At 55.5% G+C, this 17,846-nt stretch carries 12 protein-coding genes, 1 tRNA gene and 2 rRNA genes (1 of these 15 running past the window's edge); 8 read left to right on the top strand and 7 right to left on the bottom strand.

All coding sequences use genetic code 11. The features are described from left to right. The 3 genes from AB1E42_RS11760 to AB1E42_RS11750 form a co-directional block, all read left to right on the top strand. Nucleotides 1-1,258: ribosomal RNA gene (locus AB1E42_RS11760) — 23S ribosomal RNA — on the top strand; it begins 1,576 nt to the left of the window's first position. A gap of 87 nt (nucleotides 1,259-1,345) precedes the next feature. Next, nucleotides 1,346-1,460: ribosomal RNA gene (rrf, locus tag AB1E42_RS11755) — 5S ribosomal RNA — on the top strand. 45 nt (nucleotides 1,461-1,505) lie between these two features. Next, nucleotides 1,506-1,582: transfer RNA gene (locus AB1E42_RS11750), tRNA-Met, on the top strand. A gap of 445 nt (nucleotides 1,583-2,027) precedes the next feature. Here the strand turns inward: AB1E42_RS11750 and AB1E42_RS11745 are convergent. The 4 genes from AB1E42_RS11745 to AB1E42_RS11730 all read right to left on the bottom strand — a co-directional run bounded on the left by AB1E42_RS11745 (nucleotide 2,028) and on the right by AB1E42_RS11730 (nucleotide 8,495). Further along, entirely contained in the window at nucleotides 2,028-5,405 is a 3,378-nt protein-coding gene (locus AB1E42_RS11745) for an indolepyruvate ferredoxin oxidoreductase family protein (RefSeq protein WP_368344429.1), read from the bottom strand. A 39-nt stretch (nucleotides 5,406-5,444) separates the two neighbouring features. Further along, a complete protein-coding gene (locus AB1E42_RS11740; RefSeq protein ID WP_368344428.1) occupies nucleotides 5,445-6,608 on the bottom strand; it encodes an aminomethyltransferase family protein in 1,164 nt (387 codons plus the stop codon). A gap of 103 nt (nucleotides 6,609-6,711) precedes the next feature. Further along, entirely contained in the window at nucleotides 6,712-7,563 is an 852-nt protein-coding gene (locus tag AB1E42_RS11735; protein ID WP_368344427.1) for a fumarylacetoacetate hydrolase family protein, read from the bottom strand. After that, nucleotides 7,560-8,495 (bottom strand): ketopantoate reductase family protein, encoded by a 936-nt coding sequence (locus AB1E42_RS11730; protein ID WP_368344426.1) that lies wholly within the window; start codon nucleotides 8,493-8,495, stop codon nucleotides 7,560-7,562. The genes AB1E42_RS11735 and AB1E42_RS11730 overlap by 4 nt, the downstream gene beginning before the upstream one ends. Nucleotides 8,496-8,638: 143 nt before the next feature. Here AB1E42_RS11730 and AB1E42_RS11725 point away from each other — a divergent pair, with 143 nt between their 5' ends. Further along, entirely contained in the window at nucleotides 8,639-9,538 is a 900-nt protein-coding gene (locus AB1E42_RS11725; protein WP_368344425.1) for a LysR substrate-binding domain-containing protein, read from the top strand. 8 nt (nucleotides 9,539-9,546) lie between these two features. On the opposite strand, the gene AB1E42_RS11720 is transcribed toward AB1E42_RS11725, so the two are convergent. Continuing rightward, nucleotides 9,547-10,245, bottom strand: a complete 699-nt coding sequence (locus AB1E42_RS11720) for a Type 1 glutamine amidotransferase-like domain-containing protein (RefSeq protein ID WP_368344424.1) — start codon at nucleotides 10,243-10,245, stop codon at nucleotides 9,547-9,549. Nucleotides 10,246-10,764: 519 nt separating this feature from the next. Here AB1E42_RS11720 and AB1E42_RS11715 point away from each other — a divergent pair. The 4 genes from AB1E42_RS11715 (at nucleotide 10,765) to AB1E42_RS11700 (ending at nucleotide 16,214) form a co-directional block, all read left to right on the top strand. Beyond that, nucleotides 10,765-12,243, top strand: coding sequence for an ABC transporter substrate-binding protein (locus AB1E42_RS11715; protein WP_368344423.1), 1,479 nt, complete (start codon nucleotides 10,765-10,767; stop codon nucleotides 12,241-12,243). Between the two features lie 142 nt (nucleotides 12,244-12,385). Then, the gene (locus AB1E42_RS11710) at nucleotides 12,386-13,285 is read left to right on the top strand and encodes an ABC transporter permease (protein ID WP_368344422.1); all 900 of its coding nucleotides are present in this window, start codon (nucleotides 12,386-12,388) and stop codon (nucleotides 13,283-13,285) included. Next, the gene (locus AB1E42_RS11705; protein ID WP_368344421.1) at nucleotides 13,282-14,172 is read left to right on the top strand and encodes an ABC transporter permease; all 891 of its coding nucleotides are present in this window, start codon (nucleotides 13,282-13,284) and stop codon (nucleotides 14,170-14,172) included. Before AB1E42_RS11710 ends, AB1E42_RS11705 begins: the two co-directional genes overlap by 4 nt. Next, a complete protein-coding gene (locus AB1E42_RS11700; protein ID WP_368344420.1) occupies nucleotides 14,169-16,214 on the top strand; it encodes an ABC transporter ATP-binding protein in 2,046 nt (681 codons plus the stop codon). The genes AB1E42_RS11705 and AB1E42_RS11700 overlap by 4 nt, the downstream gene beginning before the upstream one ends. A gap of 203 nt (nucleotides 16,215-16,417) precedes the next feature. Here AB1E42_RS11700 and AB1E42_RS11695 read toward each other — a convergent pair whose 3' ends face one another. Next, nucleotides 16,418-17,512, bottom strand: a complete 1,095-nt coding sequence (locus AB1E42_RS11695) for a dimethylsulfoniopropionate demethylase (RefSeq protein ID WP_368344419.1) — start codon at nucleotides 17,510-17,512, stop codon at nucleotides 16,418-16,420. Nucleotides 17,513-17,526: 14 nt separating this feature from the next. Next, complete coding sequence (locus AB1E42_RS11690) at nucleotides 17,527-17,799, bottom strand: hydroxyisourate hydrolase (RefSeq protein WP_368344418.1); 273 nt, start codon at nucleotides 17,797-17,799, stop codon at nucleotides 17,527-17,529. Nucleotides 17,800-17,846 lie beyond the last annotated feature (47 nt).

The raw sequence follows: 17,846 nt of genomic DNA, 5'->3' as shown, positions 1-17,846 counted from the left end.
CCCTAAACCGACACAGGTGGACTGGTAGAGAATACCAAGGCGCTTGAGAGAACGATGTTGAAGGAACTCGGCAAAATACCTCCGTAAGTTCGCGAGAAGGAGGCCCGGTTCTAAGGCAACTTGGAGCTGGGGGCACAAACCAGGGGGTGGCGACTGTTTACTAAAAACACAGGGCTCTGCGAAGTCGCAAGACGACGTATAGGGTCTGACGCCTGCCCGGTGCCTGAAGGTTAAAAGGAGGAGTGCAAGCTCCGAATTGAAGCCCAGGTAAACGGCGGCCGTAACTATAACGGTCCTAAGGTAGCGAAATTCCTTGTCGGGTAAGTTCCGACCTGCACGAATGGCGTAACGACTTCCCCGCTGTCTCCAACATCGACTCAGCGAAATTGAATTGCCTGTCAAGATGCAGGCTACCCGCGGTTAGACGGAAAGACCCCGTGCACCTTTACTACAACTTCGCACTGGCATCAGGCACAACATGTGCAGGATAGGTGGTAGGCTTCGAAGCAGGGACGCCAGTCTCTGTGGAGCCTCCCTTGAGATACCACCCTTGTTCTGCTTGATGTCTAACCGCGGCCCGTTATCCGGGTCCGGGACCCTGCGTGGTGGGTAGTTTGACTGGGGCGGTCGCCTCCCAAACAGTAACGGAGGCGCGCGAAGGTTGGCTCAGAGCGGTCGGAAATCGCTCGTTGAGTGCAATGGCAGAAGCCAGCCTGACTGCAAGACTGACAAGTCGAGCAGAGTCGAAAGACGGCCATAGTGATCCGGTGGTCCCGCGTGGAAGGGCCATCGCTCAACGGATAAAAGGTACGCCGGGGATAACAGGCTGATGATGCCCAAGAGTCCATATCGACGGCATCGTTTGGCACCTCGATGTCGGCTCATCTCATCCTGGGGCTGGAGCAGGTCCCAAGGGTATGGCTGTTCGCCATTTAAAGAGGTACGTGAGCTGGGTTTAGAACGTCGTGAGACAGTTCGGTCCCTATCTTCCGTGGGTGTAGGATACTTGAGAGGAGTTGCCCCTAGTACGAGAGGACCGGGGTGAACGATCCACTGGTGGACCTGTTGTCGTGCCAACGGCAGTGCAGGGTAGCTATGATCGGACAGGATAACCGCTGAAGGCATCTAAGCGGGAAGCCCCCCTCAAAACAAGGTATCCCTTGAGGACCGTGGTAGACCACCACGTCGATAGGCCGGAGATGTAAGCGCAGCAATGCGTTCAGTTGACCGGTACTAATGGTCCGATAGGCTTGATTTGATCCAGTAACAACAAGACGTTACTCAAATCAAAAGCATACACACACAATACAGTAAACTTGACTTAAAAAATGAGGACTTTCCTTGGTCTGGTGGCTATAGCACGAGCAAAACACCCGACCCCATTCCGAACTCGGCAGTTAAGTGCCGTCGCGCTGATGGTACTGCGTCTTAAGACGTGGGAGAGTAAGTCACCGCCAGACCTAGAAAAGTCCTCAGATCTCTCTTAACGATACCCCAATACCCAACGCGGGGTGGAGCAGCCCGGTAGCTCGTCAGGCTCATAACCTGAAGGTCGTAGGTTCAAATCCTACCCCCGCAACCAAATATAAACTCTCGAAAGAAATGCTGACCCCATGTTGCGTGGGGATGTTTGCTATGGCGCATTGCTCTGGCCACGCGATGTCAACCTTTTCCGAGCCCCCCCGAAAGACGAAATCATTGCTAGTCAGCGGCGCACAGTGATGCTCTGTGATAATGAGGCATATTGAAACGGGATGTTTTGGCCGGATGATGGCTGCCAATCCCGACCGCTTCCGTCATGGGATAGGTCCGGTGTGCGTGCTAAGGCCGCTGGCTTCTCCCATACGCATTAACCCAAGTTGAACTAAGGGTGCCAAGTATGTCGTGCCAGTTCAGTTGCGCATCATGGTCACCGCGCCCCCCCGGATTCAGTCTGCCCGACCTGCACCGACGGCGTGACCGAGGCCGCCCTTTCACCATCGATCTTTTATGGCGAAGGGCGCTATATGCGAACACTGCTTAGACAGTCACTTTTGGGTGTGGAATTGAGCGATTAGGCGGGCCCTTTCCAGCGCGGCGCGCTCGGCGTTCGCCTGTTTCACATGCCCAAAGCCTTTGATCATTGTGGGCAGTTTTGCGAGCGCAATCGCGTCATGTAAATTATCGACGGAGAGCCTTTGAAAGATTGCGATGATATCTCGCTCATAGGCTTCGATCAAACGTCGCTCGAATTGCCTTTCTGACGTGAAGCCGAAAACATCGAACATCGTACCACGCAAAATCTTGAGCTTTGCCAACAAACGGAAGGCAGGTCGCATCCATGGACCAAATTCTGTTTTGATCGGATGGCCAGCTTTGTCTTTGCGTGCAAAAATTGGTGGTGCGAGATGGAACTTTATCTTGCCAACGGTTTCAAACTCTTGAGCGAGAGCGTCATCCAAAAATTTGCTGTGGAGCCGTGCGACCTCATACTCGTCTTTATAGGACAAAAGCTTGAAGTAGCCTTCGGCGACGGCCTCTGAAAAACCGTTAAGCCGCTTTGCTTTTTCGGCTTGTGCAGCCTGGTCAACGAGGGTCAGAAAACGTTTGGCCAATTTGGGCCCTTGGTAATCCACCAGGAATTTTGCGAGGCTTTCGAGCCGGTTTTCTTCTGATGACGCTGTCAACAAGCTTGGCTTTGGCTGGGCAGGGGCGGCAATCATCCAGCGACCGATTTCAAAGGCGCGCATGTTGCCTTCAACGCCTGCCCTGTTGAGCCTAATCGCCATATGGAGAGCTTCGCGGCTCAGGGGGATAAGGCCCGCTTGCCACGCGGCGCCCAGGAGCAGGACATTGCTATAGATGCTATCGCCCAAATACTGCTTGGAGGCTGCGACGCCATCAATCCTTTGCACTGCGTCTGCGCCTACACGCTTTTCTACGGCTTGCAGCAAACGGTCGTGGGGAATACGAAGCTCTGGCTCAAGGGTGAACTGACCCGTCATCGCCTCATGTGTACTGGCCAGAACGCGCGTCCTGCCACGCTGCATTAATTCAAGTGATTTCTGCGCTCCAGTGACGACCATATCGCCGCTTATGACCGCGTTGGCCTCCCCCACGGCCAGTCGAGTTGCCTTGATGTCATTGGGTGTAGGCGCAATTCGACAATGAATCGAAACTGCACCGCCTTTTTGGGCCAACCCGGCCATCTGCAACTCTGCTGCGCCTTTACCTTCCAGATGCGCCGCCATCGTGAGGAGTGCGCCAACGGTCACAACACCCGTTCCGCCTATCCCAGTGATCAAGATGCTCCATACGCCGTCGAGTGCAGGCAGAACAGGATCGGGCAAATCAGGCAGCGATAGCTCGGAAGGAAGCTGAACCTTTGGTTTTGTTCCTGAAACGGTAACGAAGCTCGGGCAGAAACCATTGAGACAAGAGAAATCTTTGTTGCAGCTTGATTGGTCGATCTTGCGTTTGCGCCCCAAGGGCGTTTCGAGCGGCAGAATGGCGACACAGTTGGAAGCCTTGCCGCAATCTCCACAGCCTTCGCAGACGGCTGGGTTGATGAACACGCGCTGGTCCGGATTGGAAAATTGACCGCGCTTACGGCGGCGGCGCTTTTCGGCTGCGCAGGTTTGAATGTAGATGATCGCGGTAACGCCTTCGATGGCTTGCAACTCGTTTTGAACGCGCTCCAGTTCTTTGCGCAAAACGACGGGCACATTTGGGGGAAGGGCGGGGACATCTTCTTTTTCATCGATGACGGCAACGACTTTGCGAACCCCGAAGGCGGTTAGCTCGGCGGCGATGTGGAAGGGTGACATTGCGCCCTCGTGCGTCTGTCCGCCTGTCATGGCTACGGCATCGTTGTAGAGGATCTTGTAAGTGATTTTCGCGCCGGAATAGACAGCAGCCTTAACGGCCAGACTGCCGGAGTGGTTGTAGGTTCCGTCTCCCATATTTTGAAAAACGTGGCTGCGTTTGGAAAACTGGGATTCGCCGATCCAGTTTGCTCCTTCGCCGCCCATATGGGTGTGGCCGCTGGTTTCACGGTCCATCCATTGCGCCATGTAATGACAGCCAATACCCGCATAGGCGCGTGCTCCGTCGGGCAATCTCGTCGAGCTACTGTGGGGGCAGCCCGCGCAGAACCATGGTTTGCGCTCTATCAAAGCTGAGGGCGCGTCGTGCAGCGCGAGCTCTTGTAAACGCTCGATTTTTGGAAGCGTCATGGACATATCGAGTCCGCTCTGACCAAAGGCCCGCGCCAGCCCAAGTGCAATCTTTGCGGGGTTCAAATCCATTTTCGAGGGGAAAAGGACATCGCCGTTTGTATCTTTGGCACCGATAATCACGGTTGCGCGCGCAGCGGCTTCGCGCACTTGCGGCTCAAGTATAGGACGCTTTTCCTCAACCACGATGATGGTATCAAGACCTGCGGCCCAGTCTTGAAAGTTCTGCTGGTCGAGCGGCCAGACGAGCCCGACCTTGTAGGTTGTGACGCCCATTTGCTCGAGATCGGCCGCGCTGAGCGCCAACATTTCCAGCGCATGCGCTGTATCAAGCCAGCTCTTGCCAGAAGAGACGATGCCGATCCGCGCCGAGGCTGCTCCATGCACGCGATGATCCAATGCGTTAGCGCGTGCATAGGCCTGCGCTGCGGGGATCTTGTAGTCATGAAGCCGGGCTTCTTGCTCTTGTGGCGAGTCGCCCAGACGAATGTTTAGCCCGCCAACTGGCAATACGACATCTGAGGGGATTTGCTGTTTCACACGCGATGGGTCGGCGTTGACAACAGCTGTCGCCTCGATGGTGTCTTTGACTGATTTCAACCCGACCCAACAGCCAGAAAATCGGCTCATGGCCCAACCATGAATGCTATAATCCAGCAGCTCCTGAACCCCGGCGGGAGACAAGATCGGGATCATGGCGTCGATCAACGCGAGCTCGGATTGATGGCAGGTGGTGGAGCTTTCACATGTGTGATCGTCACCTGCCGCAATTAGCACACCGCCCAAGGCCGATGAGCCTGCAAGGTTTGCATGGCGCAACACATCGCCAGAGCGGTCGACGCCAGGGCCTTTGCCATACCAAAAGCCAAAGACCCCGTCATAAAGCCCTTCGCCACGAAGTTCGGCTTGTTGTGTTCCCCAAATCGCGGTGGCGGCAATATCTTCGTTCAGCCCTGCCTGGAACTTGATGTTTGCAGGCTCAAGCAGCTTCGCTGCGCTTTGAAACGCCGTATCAACGGCGCCCAACGGCGACCCTCGGTAGCCAGAGACATAAGCTGCGGTGTTTAGGCCTGCCGCCTTATCCCGCGCGCGCTGCATCAATGTCGCTCGCACGAGGGCCTGTGTGCCCGACAGAAGGACAGACGATTTCGTCAGATCATACCGATCTGATAGCTCCACGTCGCGCAACATTGCATGTGCTCCCATGTCGGCTGAATTTTGTGTGAAGGGTTAGGTGGCAGTCGCCAGCCTTTCGGTACTTGGGATGCCCGCCCAAGGCTCAGGCGCGCGGGGGATGGTCGTGTTGATGCCGCGAACAAGTTCGCCCTTTGGGTCATACATCGGCAATGTGCACAGCTGAGCGCGGTGCAGGTTGCCATCATTGCAATGAACATCGACGATATCGCCTGGCCCGAGGTCGGCTCCCGTCAGATGGACGATTCCGACGCCACACACTTGAAACGGTGACCAAGTGCTCGAGGTGACGCGGCCAACGATCTTGCCGTTTTGCTCCAGCGTGTCACCACGAAGGGCTATGCCGCCCTCTACGCGCATGCCCCAACTGCGGCAGGTTTTGTCGGCGACCATGAGGGCCTCGCGACCGATAAAATCGCCGCTGTCAAAGTCGATAAACTTACCCAAGCCAACTGAGAATGGCGTTGTGTCTGGGGTGAAGTCCTGACCCGCAGATAGCAAGCCTGCCTCTATCCTGCGACAACGAAAACCGGGCGTCGCCGTCAGGATCATTCCTTTTTTGGCGCCTTCTTCAAGGATCAGATCTCCGAGCATTTCGATTTTGTTTTCGGGGCGGAAATAAATCTCCCAGCCCAACTCGTTGGTAAAGCCGGTGCGGCTGATAATCACCTTTTCACCGGCCATCGAGACTTCGGCCCAATCAAAATAGCGCCACGGGCTGGGCATTTCGCCGTCGAGCAGATGCTCCAAAAGCTCCATGGAGCGGGGGCCCTGAATTTGACTCACCCAGACTTCAGGATCACTGATCGTGACATCAAGATCGATTGCGTGTGCTTTATACCATGAGAAGAGATCGCCATCAGCCTGAGCAAACCAGAATACATCGTCCGCGATACGCAGCAAAAGGCCGTCTGTGATCATGCCTCCGTCATCGTAGCAGGCGAATTGATAGGAACAACGGCCTGTTTTGACCTTGGACACATCGCGCGGAAATATGCGCTGCAAGAGCGCTAGCGCATCTGGTCCGGCAATTTGGTAAGGATGTTCGCCGGTATGGCGAAAAATGATCTCCTGGCGCGCTTTCCAATACATTTCATCAGGCGTGGCATTTGACATTTTCTCTGGCGTTAGGCGGCCTGCATAGAGCGAATACTCAGGGTCATAGGGCAACTCCTGATAGGTCAGGGGATGAACTGCCATCGTGCGCGCCAGTTCTACGGGGCGATCGCCCTCGACAGGAATTGGTTTCACAGAAAAGCGGAGTTTCTTGAGAGAGGCGTGCATCGCGCGTGTCCTTGCTTGCTCAGTTCTGGGGGTGGGCAACGGGGTTTGCGAGTGTGCCGACAGTCGAAACTTCGACTTCGACCACATCGTCGGGTTTTAGAAATGCGGTTGGCGTGCGACTTCCGCCTGTGCCATCGGGCGAGCCGGTGGCGATTACATCTCCTGGGTTTAACTGGGTGATGTGCGACAGATAGGAAATCAGCTTTGGCAGATTGTGGATCATTTGCGCCCCAGTTGTCTCTTGCATGACAGTTCCGTTGACGCGCGTAACAAGGCGCATCTCTTCGATCGGGGCAGTCTCGTCAGCTGTTGCCAACCAAGGGCCCCAAGCGCCAGAGGCATGGAAGTTCTTACCTGCATGGATCGAGTGCTTTTGCCAGCCCCGGACGGACCCTTCGTTCATGCAGGCATATCCAGCCAGATGATTAAGAGCGGTCGTAGGTTGAACATGGCGGCAGGTCGTGCCGATAACGACGGCTATTTCACCTTCAAAATCGTAGCTGAGCCCCGCTTCTCCAACCGGCATTTCCAGTGGCTGACCGTGGGCGACGAAACTGTCATTATGCCGGCCGAAAATGACAATATTGTCGGTGTCAAACGTGGTGCCGGGGAGGGGATAGGGCTTTTTGTAATTCAACCCAATGCATAAGATCTTTGACGGGTTAGGGACAGGAGGCAAAAGCTGCACAGAGGCGAGGGGCACCGATTTTGAGGCGCATAAACTCGGCAGGTCCGCAAGCGTTCCTGCGTCAAGAAGTGCGCGCAACGTTGGGTAAACCGCCAGATTAACATCGGAGACTGGGCGCACGCTTTCGCCGTCAACCAAACCATAAAGCGCGCGGCCTTCGTGTTGGAAACTTGCGATTTTCATGAGGCATCTTCAAGGAAGGCTTCTTCCAGTCGCCGCACGTCGGCGGAAAATTTTTCGTTCATCGGTGTCGGGATATTGTGCTTTTTCCCAAGCGGCGGGATCGCGCCGTTGATGAAGTCAATTTCTGACGCACGCCGCGCCATGTGATCAAGTCGCATTGAGGGGCTGGCTTTGGCGACCACTTCGGCGAATTTGGTGACGTAGTCGATTGGATCATCGAACGAGAAGCGGATGTTCTCGGCCAGCCCGCAGGCATAGGCCTCCTGTGTGCAAGCAAGCGCATTCGCCCATGGCTCAGCATTTGCAAGAAGCTCTCCAACAGTGCAATCATAGACCGTGCAAGGTGCCGATAGTGTCACATTGCAAAGCAGCTTTTCCCAGATCAGCTGGTGGATATCGTCAAATGCTTTGGCATTGAAACCTGCTTGTTGCCATGTTTTTTCCATCGAATTGAGGCGGGGTGTCATGCCGCCTCTAACTTCGCCGAGGCGTATCAGCTTCATAGCCGTGTGTTGCACAAAACCGGGCTCAACCATCGAGGCTCCGAAGCCGTCGGCTACGCCAAGAAGCGTGCTCTCTGGCGGCAAGTGATCGGCAATTCGCGCGCCTGCGCCGAGGCCATTCTGAATCGTCAGCACCGTTGTGTTAGCCCTAATGAGAGGGGCAATCGCCTTTGCTGCCGTACCAACCGCGGACGCCTTTGTTGCGATGACGACTAGCTCGGCTGCTTCGGCAATATCTGGCGAAACTGACGCTTGGATGCCCTCGATATGATGCTCGCCATCGGGCCCGCGCAGGCGCAGACCACTGGCGTTGATTGCGGCGATATGCGCCCCCCAAGGGTCGACAACGACAACACTGTGGCCTGCCATTGCAAAGCGGGCAGCATAGAGAGACCCCATCGCGCCTGCGCCGAATACTGCAATCTTCACGGACTTTTGCCTCTCGATATCAAAACTTGTGCTGTGTCTCTCAACCAGCGTTTCTTCTAAAAAGTCATGATTTTCATCGGCATTGACAAACGAGATTTGCGAACCCTATAGATTATGAAATTTTTATCCATGAAGTTGCAGCCTTGGCCATTCCGACGAGACGATTGCCCCTGACGGCCCTGCGCACTTTTGAAGCAGCTGCGCGGCATCTGAGCTTTAAGCATGCTGCCGAAGAGCTACTTGTCAGTGCTACAACTGTAAGCAACCAGATCAGGCAGCTAGAGAAAGATTGGGGCTGCAAACTCTTTCACCGGCATACCCGTGCTGTGGATCTTACGGACGCGGGCCGCTCGCTGGCCAAGGTGTTGTCGCGCGCATTTGAAGATATTCGGGCGGAAGTGGAGCTGCATTCCGGTGCAAGCCGCAGAACTGTGACGATCGCTGTGGGCCCGATTTTTGGCTCGCGCTGGCTTGGGCCACGATTGTCAAAGCTGGCCAAAGAACACCCCAATATCGAACTTATCGTGCACCATGGCGGGCGCATCACGAGTGCTGCGCAAATGACAACCGATATAGCTGTTGACTGGGGTATGGGGGATTGGAAAAAGCTCGAAGCTACGAAGCTTATGGATGTGTGTTATTCGCCCATTGTGAGCCCGCAGCTCCTTGAACAGGGCGGGATGCTTTCTCAGCCCTCTGACCTAGTCAATTGGCCCATAATTCATCAACACGACCGCAGCGAATGGCGTAACTGGTTCGCGCAGGCTGGCTGCCCAAACCTTCAGCCCGAAAGCGAAGTTGTCATCGTGGATTCAAACATGGTTCAGCGCGCGGTGAAAGACGGGCAGGGTGTTGCGCTTGGGGTGTTTCCATTGATGGATGGTGATGTGGAGAAGGGCCAACTTGCAAAGCCATTCGCGATTGATCTGGCTCCGAGCCGCGCGTTCTATCTGTTGACACGCAATGAAGCACGAAAGCGTAAAGAGCTGCGCATTGTTTGCGAGTGGATAGAAGAGCAGGCTCGCCAATTTATGCAAAGCTGACGGGCGGTTCAGCTATTAAAGCTGTAGGGTGCAAGCTTGCGAGATGTAGCTGTGCCTTTGACATTTTCTACGAAATGCACCGCCGCATTTTCGCGCGCTGAGAATGATCCAACCGCCTTGCCTGACTGCGCAACAAGGCAGGCACCATCGTCTATGGCGTAGCCTGAAAGGGTCGGGTCTTCCGTGATCAGCCGTTCAAACACGGGCGCGCGTTGATGTTCTTCGCTATAATGAGGACATACACCTGACGCCACAAATCCTAGCCCCGCTAGCGGCGCGTAGCCCTTGCCGCCTGAATCTGAGAGCGCCCAATCAAACCAACAGACGCCACCGGCACTTACTCCCGCAATCACAAGGCCGTCGGCATTTGCGTGCCTGAAAAGCTGAGCGAGGTGTCTGCTTTTGAGCTGTGCAATGAGGTGGGCGGTGTTGCCGCCGCCGAAATAGACGAGATGCTTGCCAGCGAGCCAGAGTTTCGACTCTGTCGCTGATGCGTCGTGCGACAAATGCGAGAGCGATGCGGCAGATCCACCAAAACGGTCGTAAAAACGTTCAATTTTTTCTTCGGACTCAAGGCTGGCAAGCCCGACAAAACCCACATTGGGTTGCGGCGGAACAAAGTCGAGGCAGAAGTCGTCCAAGGTGGGATCGAGCCCATGCGTGAAGCCCCCGCCGCCAATCGCAATGATTTTTCCTGCTTTTTTCACCGGCAGTGCCCTCAATTACTCGATGCTCTTATACAGATCCCAACTAAATTTCTATTTTACAACACAGCTTTCGGTCGAGAATAGATGGCGATTTTTTTATCTATGGAGCGCTTTTTTTACATTTGACGGAACGCACCCGCCCGCTCGACAATTGATTTCAGCGGTACGCGCCGAATGAGTTTGAACAAGCGGCGCCTAGGGGAGGAATGAAACGAAGACGATAATTGGCGCCGGATCCGGTCTTGCGCGATAGCATCTTGGGCATGCGCAGAGCCAGTTGATGCCTCGCACGCTGCCCTTTTCATGTTCTTTACAAATGGAATCCTCAAAGAACTGTATTTGTTCTGAGACTGTAAAGCGAAAAGACTTGTTGGATGATGTGTGCCGAAAAACAGTGATGGATATTGTTTTTCATATCTATCAGTAGCCCAATTTGTGCTTGTCGATGAGCGAGCGCCAGGCGGAACATCTTGTCAAAGCGACAGCAACAAAGCTGCGCGACAAATGGGAGGAAGATAAATGAGAAAACTGATCACGATGGCTTCGGTGATTGCGCTGTCCGCAGGGATTGCGTCGGCCGAACCAAGCGGAACGTTCCGTCAGGCGCACGAGCTTGGCTTTGGCGCACAATCCAGCTTGGACCCGATTTCGAAAGGACGTGTGTTCCAGATCACCGAGAAGATCATGAGCCGCCTTGTCCGTCCCGGTCTGGATGGCAGGCCGCAAGCAGATCTGGCGACCAGCTGGGAAGCAAATGAGGACGCGACGGTTTGGACCTTCAAGCTTCGCGACGGTGTGACGTTCCATGATGGTTCTACATTTGAAGCGGATGATGTGGTCTATTCGATCAACCGCGTGCTTGATCCCGAAAGTGACAGCCCGGCGCGTTCAGCAGTACAGATGATCACTGGCGTTGAGGCGCTCGACGACATGACTGTTCAATTCACACTGAACACGCCTTTCGCAGACATGCCCTTGCAGTTGATGGACTACCGCCTCCGGATGCTGAACGAAGGGTCTGGTGATAATATCGCAGTATCCGGCAATGGCACTGGCCCCTTTATGGTCGAGACCTTTGATCCCGAGGGCACCACTGTGCTGGTAGCCAATCCCGATTATTGGGAAGGCGCACCCGGTGTGGCGCGTATGGAAATCATCGGTATCGCCGACGGCCAAGCCCGTTTGCAGGCGCTTTTGGGTGGTCAGATTGATATGGAGCGCGGCATCACCGCTCAACAGCGGGTTATGTTGACCAGTTCTGACAATTTCACGGTTCAGACCATTCCCACAGGGAACTGGCGTGGCCTTGTATTCCGCACTGACGTGGAGCCGTTCAATGACATCCGCGTTCGTCAGGCGGTGCGAATGGCCGCCGATCGGGAAGAGTTGGTCGCGCTGGTTCTGGGCGGCGAAGGCATCGTGTCCTGTGATACTCCCGTCGAACCAAACGACCAGTATCGTGCTGACCTGAGCTGCCCGCAGGACATCGAGAAAGCCAAGGCGCTGCTGGCCGAAGCAGGATACCCGGATGGCATCGACATTGATGTCCATGTCTCGACTCTGGAGCCGACATGGCCCACGCTTGCCGTCGCCTATCAGGAGCAGGCCGCAGCTGCAGGCATCCGCGTTAACGTGGTGCAAGCGCCGACCGATGGTTACTGGTCGGAGGTATGGATGAAGAAGGACGTGTCCGCGACCCGCTGGAACGAGCGTCCTGCGGACCAAGCGCTGCACGAGATCTACCTCTCGACGGCCAAATGGAACGAGAGCTACTACAAGGACGAGGCATTTGACGCAATGTTGGCAGATGCACGCCGCGAACTGGACTTCGAAAAACGTCGCGCAATCTATGTCGCGGCCCAAGAGCATCTGCTTGAGACGTCTGGAACGCTTATCCCCTACACAGTGACAAGGCTTGTCGGGGTATCGTCGCGGGTTTCGAACCTTGATGAGGTCAAGAATGATGCTGTCCGCTGGCATATGATCACGGTCGAGTAACTGCAATCTTGGCATAACCAACGAAAAGGGGCGTGAGGGTATCCTTACGCCCCGTCTTTTCCAAACAGTCAGGTTTTGATCAATGCTTGCCATGCTGCTCCGTCGATTGTTTTTGGGCATTGTCACGGTCTGGATCGTTTCAATGATCATTTTCGCAGGCGTTGAAATGTTGCCAGGCGACAGTTGCACCGCGTTTTTGGAGCGCGAGGCCAAAGGTAAACTGCTGGAAAATTGTCGTGAGGCGCAGGGTCTGAACCGCCCCGCGGTTGAACGCTACCTTGACTGGGCCACCAGTGCAGTCCGTGGTGACTTGGGCGTGTCTGCCAATGGTGAAAAGAGCATCGCTGAGTTGGTTGGGAGCCGCCTTAAGAACTCACTTTTGTTGGCCGCCTGTTCCCTCGCTTTAGGCGTCCCATTGGCGATTTTTCTTGGCGTTGTGACAGGACTTTGGCGCGACCGACCCGTAGATCTGACGATCTCGACACTGGCGATTTTTGCCATGACCATACCTGAGTTTGTCTCAGCCACAGTGTTGATCCTTGTCTTCTCGGTCTGGTTGGGATGGCTGCCAGGCATTGTATTGACCTCGGCGAATGCGCCGGCTTCAGAGTTTTTCCCCGAAATCATTCTGCCCGTTTCAGTGCTCACAATGGTGATGACTGCGCATATCCTCCGCATGGTCCGATCATCAGTGATCGAGGTGATGGCGGGCGACTACATTCAAATGGCGACGCTGAAGGGTGTGCCGTACTGGCGTATCGTGTTCAGACATGCTTTGCCTAACGCTTTGTTACCTGCGATCAATGTTGTGGCCCTGACGATTGCTTGGCTTCTGGGCGGGGTCGTCGTGATCGAAGTCGTGTTCAACTACCCCGGTTTGGGCCGGATGATGATTGACGCCATCTCGGACCGCGATTTGCCGGTTGTGCAGGCCATCGCCCTGATCGTCGCAACGGTTTACGTTTGTGTGAACCTATCTGCCGATATCCTGACCATGTTTGCCAACCCCCGGCTACGCACATTGCATATGAGGCGCGGATGACCCTTACAGCAGTAGTTCCACGGCAAAACACTCGTTTGATGCGAATCCTTTCGGTGTTGCGAGATGTTGTCTCGCGTCCCTCAGGTGCGATTGGTCTGTTCTTGGTGGTATTCCATGTTGTGCTGGCCTTGGTCAGCCCGTGGATTGTGCCCTATGACTACAAGGCGATGAACAGTGCGATGATGCTCACAGCGCCAGAGGCTAGCCATTGGTTGGGCACGGATCATCTCGGCCGCGATGTGTTTACCCGCGTCTTGCTGGGCGGGCGCGAGGCGCTGCTGGTTACAGGCATCGCAACTCCAATAGCGGTCGCATGGGGAGGGCTTTTTGGCATCTTTTTTGGGCTGGTTGGCGGGCGCGTGGATGAGGTTCTGATGCGTGTTGTGGATGCCTTCCTTTCTTTGCCGTGGATTTTGAAGATGTTGGTGTTGATTGTGACATTCGGCACGGGCATCGAGGTTTTGATCCCGACGCTAGCCTTCTTTTACGGCATACCAGTGATCCGCATTGCCCGCGCTGCGACACATGACGTTGTTGCACGCGATTTTGTTTCAGCCGCAAGGGCGCGTGGGCACAGCCGCCTGACGATTATCCGCCATGAATTGCTGCCTAATGTATTGGACACGTTGATGGTCGAAGGTGCGATGCGCTGGTCGTGGATGTTGCTGGCCTTTTCATCCCTGTCTTTCCTTGGTTTTGGCGTGTCGCCGCCAACACCTGATTGGGGTCTGATGATTGCCGATGCGCGCGGGTTCATGTCCTTTGCGCCCTGGGGCGTTCTGGGGCCTGTTATCGCACTTTCTTCATTGATCATCGGGATCAATCTAACTGCAGACGCTTTAGCCAAAGCCCTTGGCATCGATCGTGCGCAAAAGGCACCAGTATGACGACACCATTGATAGAAATCCGAAACATTTCGGTAGGATTTAAGGGCATGTCCGGCGCAACGTTACCCGTGCTGCGCAACATTGATTTGACCGTGAATGCCGGCGAAAGCATCGGCATCGTTGGTGAGAGCGGGTCGGGTAAATCTACGCTCGCGCTCGCTGCTATGGGTTATCTGAAACGAGGGTTGAAGTTGCTCGAGGGGTCGGTCACTTTTCAGGGGCAAGATATGTTCGCCCGCACCCGTACCGAGCTTGAGAAAATTCGAGGCGGCGAACTGGCGCTGATTCCGCAGAATTCGGGACAATCTCTGACGCCGACCCTACGGATTGGCGCGCAGCTTATTGAGGCATTGCGCCTGCATTCTGAGGTGGCTGAAGAACACTACCCCGCCAAGGCTGTGGAACTCCTCGGACAAGTGCGCTTGCCTGATCCACAGGCGATCATGACTCGTTTTCCACATGAGTTGTCCGGCGGGCAACAACAACGCGCGGCAATCGCGATGGCATTGGCGGGTGAACCAACCGCGTTGTTGCTGGACGAACCAACCACTGGACTCGATGTCACAACGCAAGCCCATATCCTTGAATTACTCCGCGACATCGCACGGGATCGCGGCATGGCGATGGTCTATGTCAGCCACGATCTTGGCGCGATTGCGCGGGTCTGTGACCGTGTTGTGGTAATGTATGCGGGTGAGGTCGTGCTGGAAGGCGCTGCTCGACAGGTGCTGAAGGCGCCGATCCACCCGTATGCGCGCGGGCTTCTGGCCTCGATCCCAAAGCTCAGCGATCCAAGGTTGCCGGTTGCATTGGACGGGCGCCCTCCGTCGCCGGGAGGCGCGGGGAACGGCTGTTCCTTTGTTGATCGATGCGCTTTGGCGCAGGACGCATGTTGCGATTGTCGCCCTGAGCTTGAAAGCTTGCCGAGCGGCGAAGCCGTGCGATGCTTTCATCACCAGGACGCGCATAAACTGTCCTTGGTTGGCAGCGGCGTAATTCCAGCGACCTTTGACGAAAACGCACCCGCTGCATTGCATTTGCGAGACGTGTCGATCAGCTATAATCAACCTGGGCTGCTCGACAAAATCCTGAGAAGGCATGGCGACCATGTCGCTACGGTTGATGGTATCGAGATTACCATTGCAAAAGGCGAAACACTGGGCCTTGTGGGAGAAAGCGGATCAGGTAAATCGACAATTCTCAAATCTATCGCGGGGCTACTTCCGCCATCTGGTGGCAATATCACTGTCGCCGGCGACGGTGCTTTGGCACCAAAGGTTGAACAGCGTAGCCCGGATCATCTGCGCAAGATTCAGCTGATTTTCCAAAACCCTGATGACAGCCTCAATCCACGCCAAACCATTGCGCAAATTCTTGAACAGCCGTTGAAGCTGTATTTTGGGCTGACCGGGGAGGCACTGCATCAACGCTCTGCCGAGATTTTGGACCGGGTCCGTCTTGGCGCGCATTATCTGGACCGTTTGCCCAGCCAGCTTTCGGGCGGTGAAAAGCAACGGGTTGCCATCGCGCGGGCCTTCGCCGCTGAACCGGATCTTGTGCTGTGTGACGAAGTGACATCGGCGCTGGATGTATCTGTTCAAGCCGCCGTTTTGGACCTGCTGAATAGTCTCAAGGCGACCCAAGGTACGACCTATGTTTTCGTCAGTCATGACCTCGCAGTTGTGCGGGCGCTATCCGACCGCGTTGCGGTGCTGTATCAGGGGCGATTATGTGAATTGGGACCCTCGGCAGATGTCTACGCCACGCCCTCGCATCCCTATACCGAGGTTCTTTTGGGAGCGGTATTGGAACCTGATCCTGACACTGCTCCGACGCTGAGCGCTGATGATGTAGTAGAGCTGTCACCGCCCGCGCAAGGGTGTCCGTTCCAACGCCGTTGTCCGCGCAAGATCGGGCGGATTTGTGACACTGACATGCCGCCTTGGCAGCATGGCACAGAGGGCCATGCGATAAGGTGCCACCATTCCATTGCAGAGCTTGCAGCAGTGCAAAGTCAGGAAGCCAAGGAACAACGCGCCTGATCATGTTGTCCTTGGCATCGTGCGCGCGCTTCAGAGTGGCTAGGTATTCCGCCGCAGCTGTGAATGTCGATGTCTTCAGCCGGATAGGCGAACTTGCAAAGGCTGTTGCAAAAGAGGCAGTTGTGGCAGCAGCACCAAAGTAAGATGTTGCCGTGGAACTTTCCGTCCGCGCATTGGGTGCGATCTGGGCCGCTGCAAAATGGTCAGGCGAAGGGCAACAACGAGACATGACCTGAGCGCACTGTCCCGTCCTGCGCGTGGACGGTGACCGACTGGCCTGCGTCCCAAAAACCACGGTCAATCATGGATTGCCCAACGTTGCATTTCAGGCGCGGGGACCAGATGGCAGAGGTGATCTGACCAACGCGCGTGTCGCCAACCATCACAGGCCATGGTTTTGAGCAGGTCGGACAAGGCCCACCATCGAACTTCACTCCTCGAATTTCGCGGGCCACACCGTTCGCTGCGATGTTCTGCAAAGCCGCGCGGCCGACATAGTCGATCGAGCCATCTATGACGCAAAACTTGCCGTGCCCAATCTCAAACGGATTGTTCTCGCGGGTGAATTCGTTGCCGTATGACAAAAGGCCGCCTTCAATCCGTTCGATCAGGTTGGGGCAACCCGGGGTGATGCGGTGCGCCTGACCTGCATCCCAGATTGCGTCCCACAGGGCTGGTCCAAGATGCCCCCCGTTCAAATAAATCTCGAACCCACCTTGGCGGGAATAGCCCGAGCGGGCGATCAATTGTTTGGTGCCCTGAAAGTCAATCCAGCCATATTTAAAAAACCCCATGTCGCGAATATGGGCGCCAAACAGTCCGGCTAGAAGGTCTTCAGCTTTGGGGCCTTGTATGGCCAGTGGCGAGACGTCTGGTTCGCTCACCTCGACATCCCAGCCGCGGCCAAGCGCCAGACCCATTGCATATAGCAACACGTCACTATCCGCGATGGACAGCCAAAAGCAGTCCTCAGCTAGTTTTAGCATAACAGGGTCGTTGATCAGCCCGCCTTGCGCGTCGATGATAGGGATATAGAAACAATCACCAACCTTGGCGCGCGCAATATTGCGCGGTGTCATCCATTGGACGAGGGTGGAGGCATCTGGTCCCGTGATCTGGACTTGACGCTGGCAAGACACGTCCCAGAGCTGGACGTGTTCCCGAAGGTGCCAGTAGTCTTGTTCGACCGTTGTTTGGAACGCCTTGGGCAACAGCATATGGTTGACGACAGAGAATCCGCGAACGCCGGCCTGTTCGACACGGTCAGTATAGGGGGTGCGGCGGATGCGCCGAGACATATTCAGACCATCCATTAGGCGGACATCCACATTGAATAGGAATTGGGGTTTAGAATAATCGGCATATGATATGCCCCCTCGGGGTCTGACATGGTGAACCGCAAGGCGATCTGGCTCACAGTGGCGGGGATTTTGCGCGCTGCCCAATAGTTGGCGGTGTCAAAAACCAGCTCGTAAGTCGCATTCGGGTCAATCTGTTCCGCCGGAATGTCTTGAGACAGCCGCCCACCGGCATCCATCGCGGCGCTCAGTACGACTGCGCCGCTGGTCAGGTTTGTGAGCGTCACAGCAATTTCTCCCGCGTGGGTGCCATCAGTGCCATTCAGAGTGTGTG

This window comes from Pelagovum sp. HNIBRBA483 (genome assembly GCF_040931995.1).
GTDB lineage: Bacteria > Pseudomonadota > Alphaproteobacteria > Rhodobacterales > Rhodobacteraceae > JAEPMR01.
Note: the sequence above shows the minus strand (reverse complement) of the source record. Positions and strands in the feature narration are given on the sequence as shown.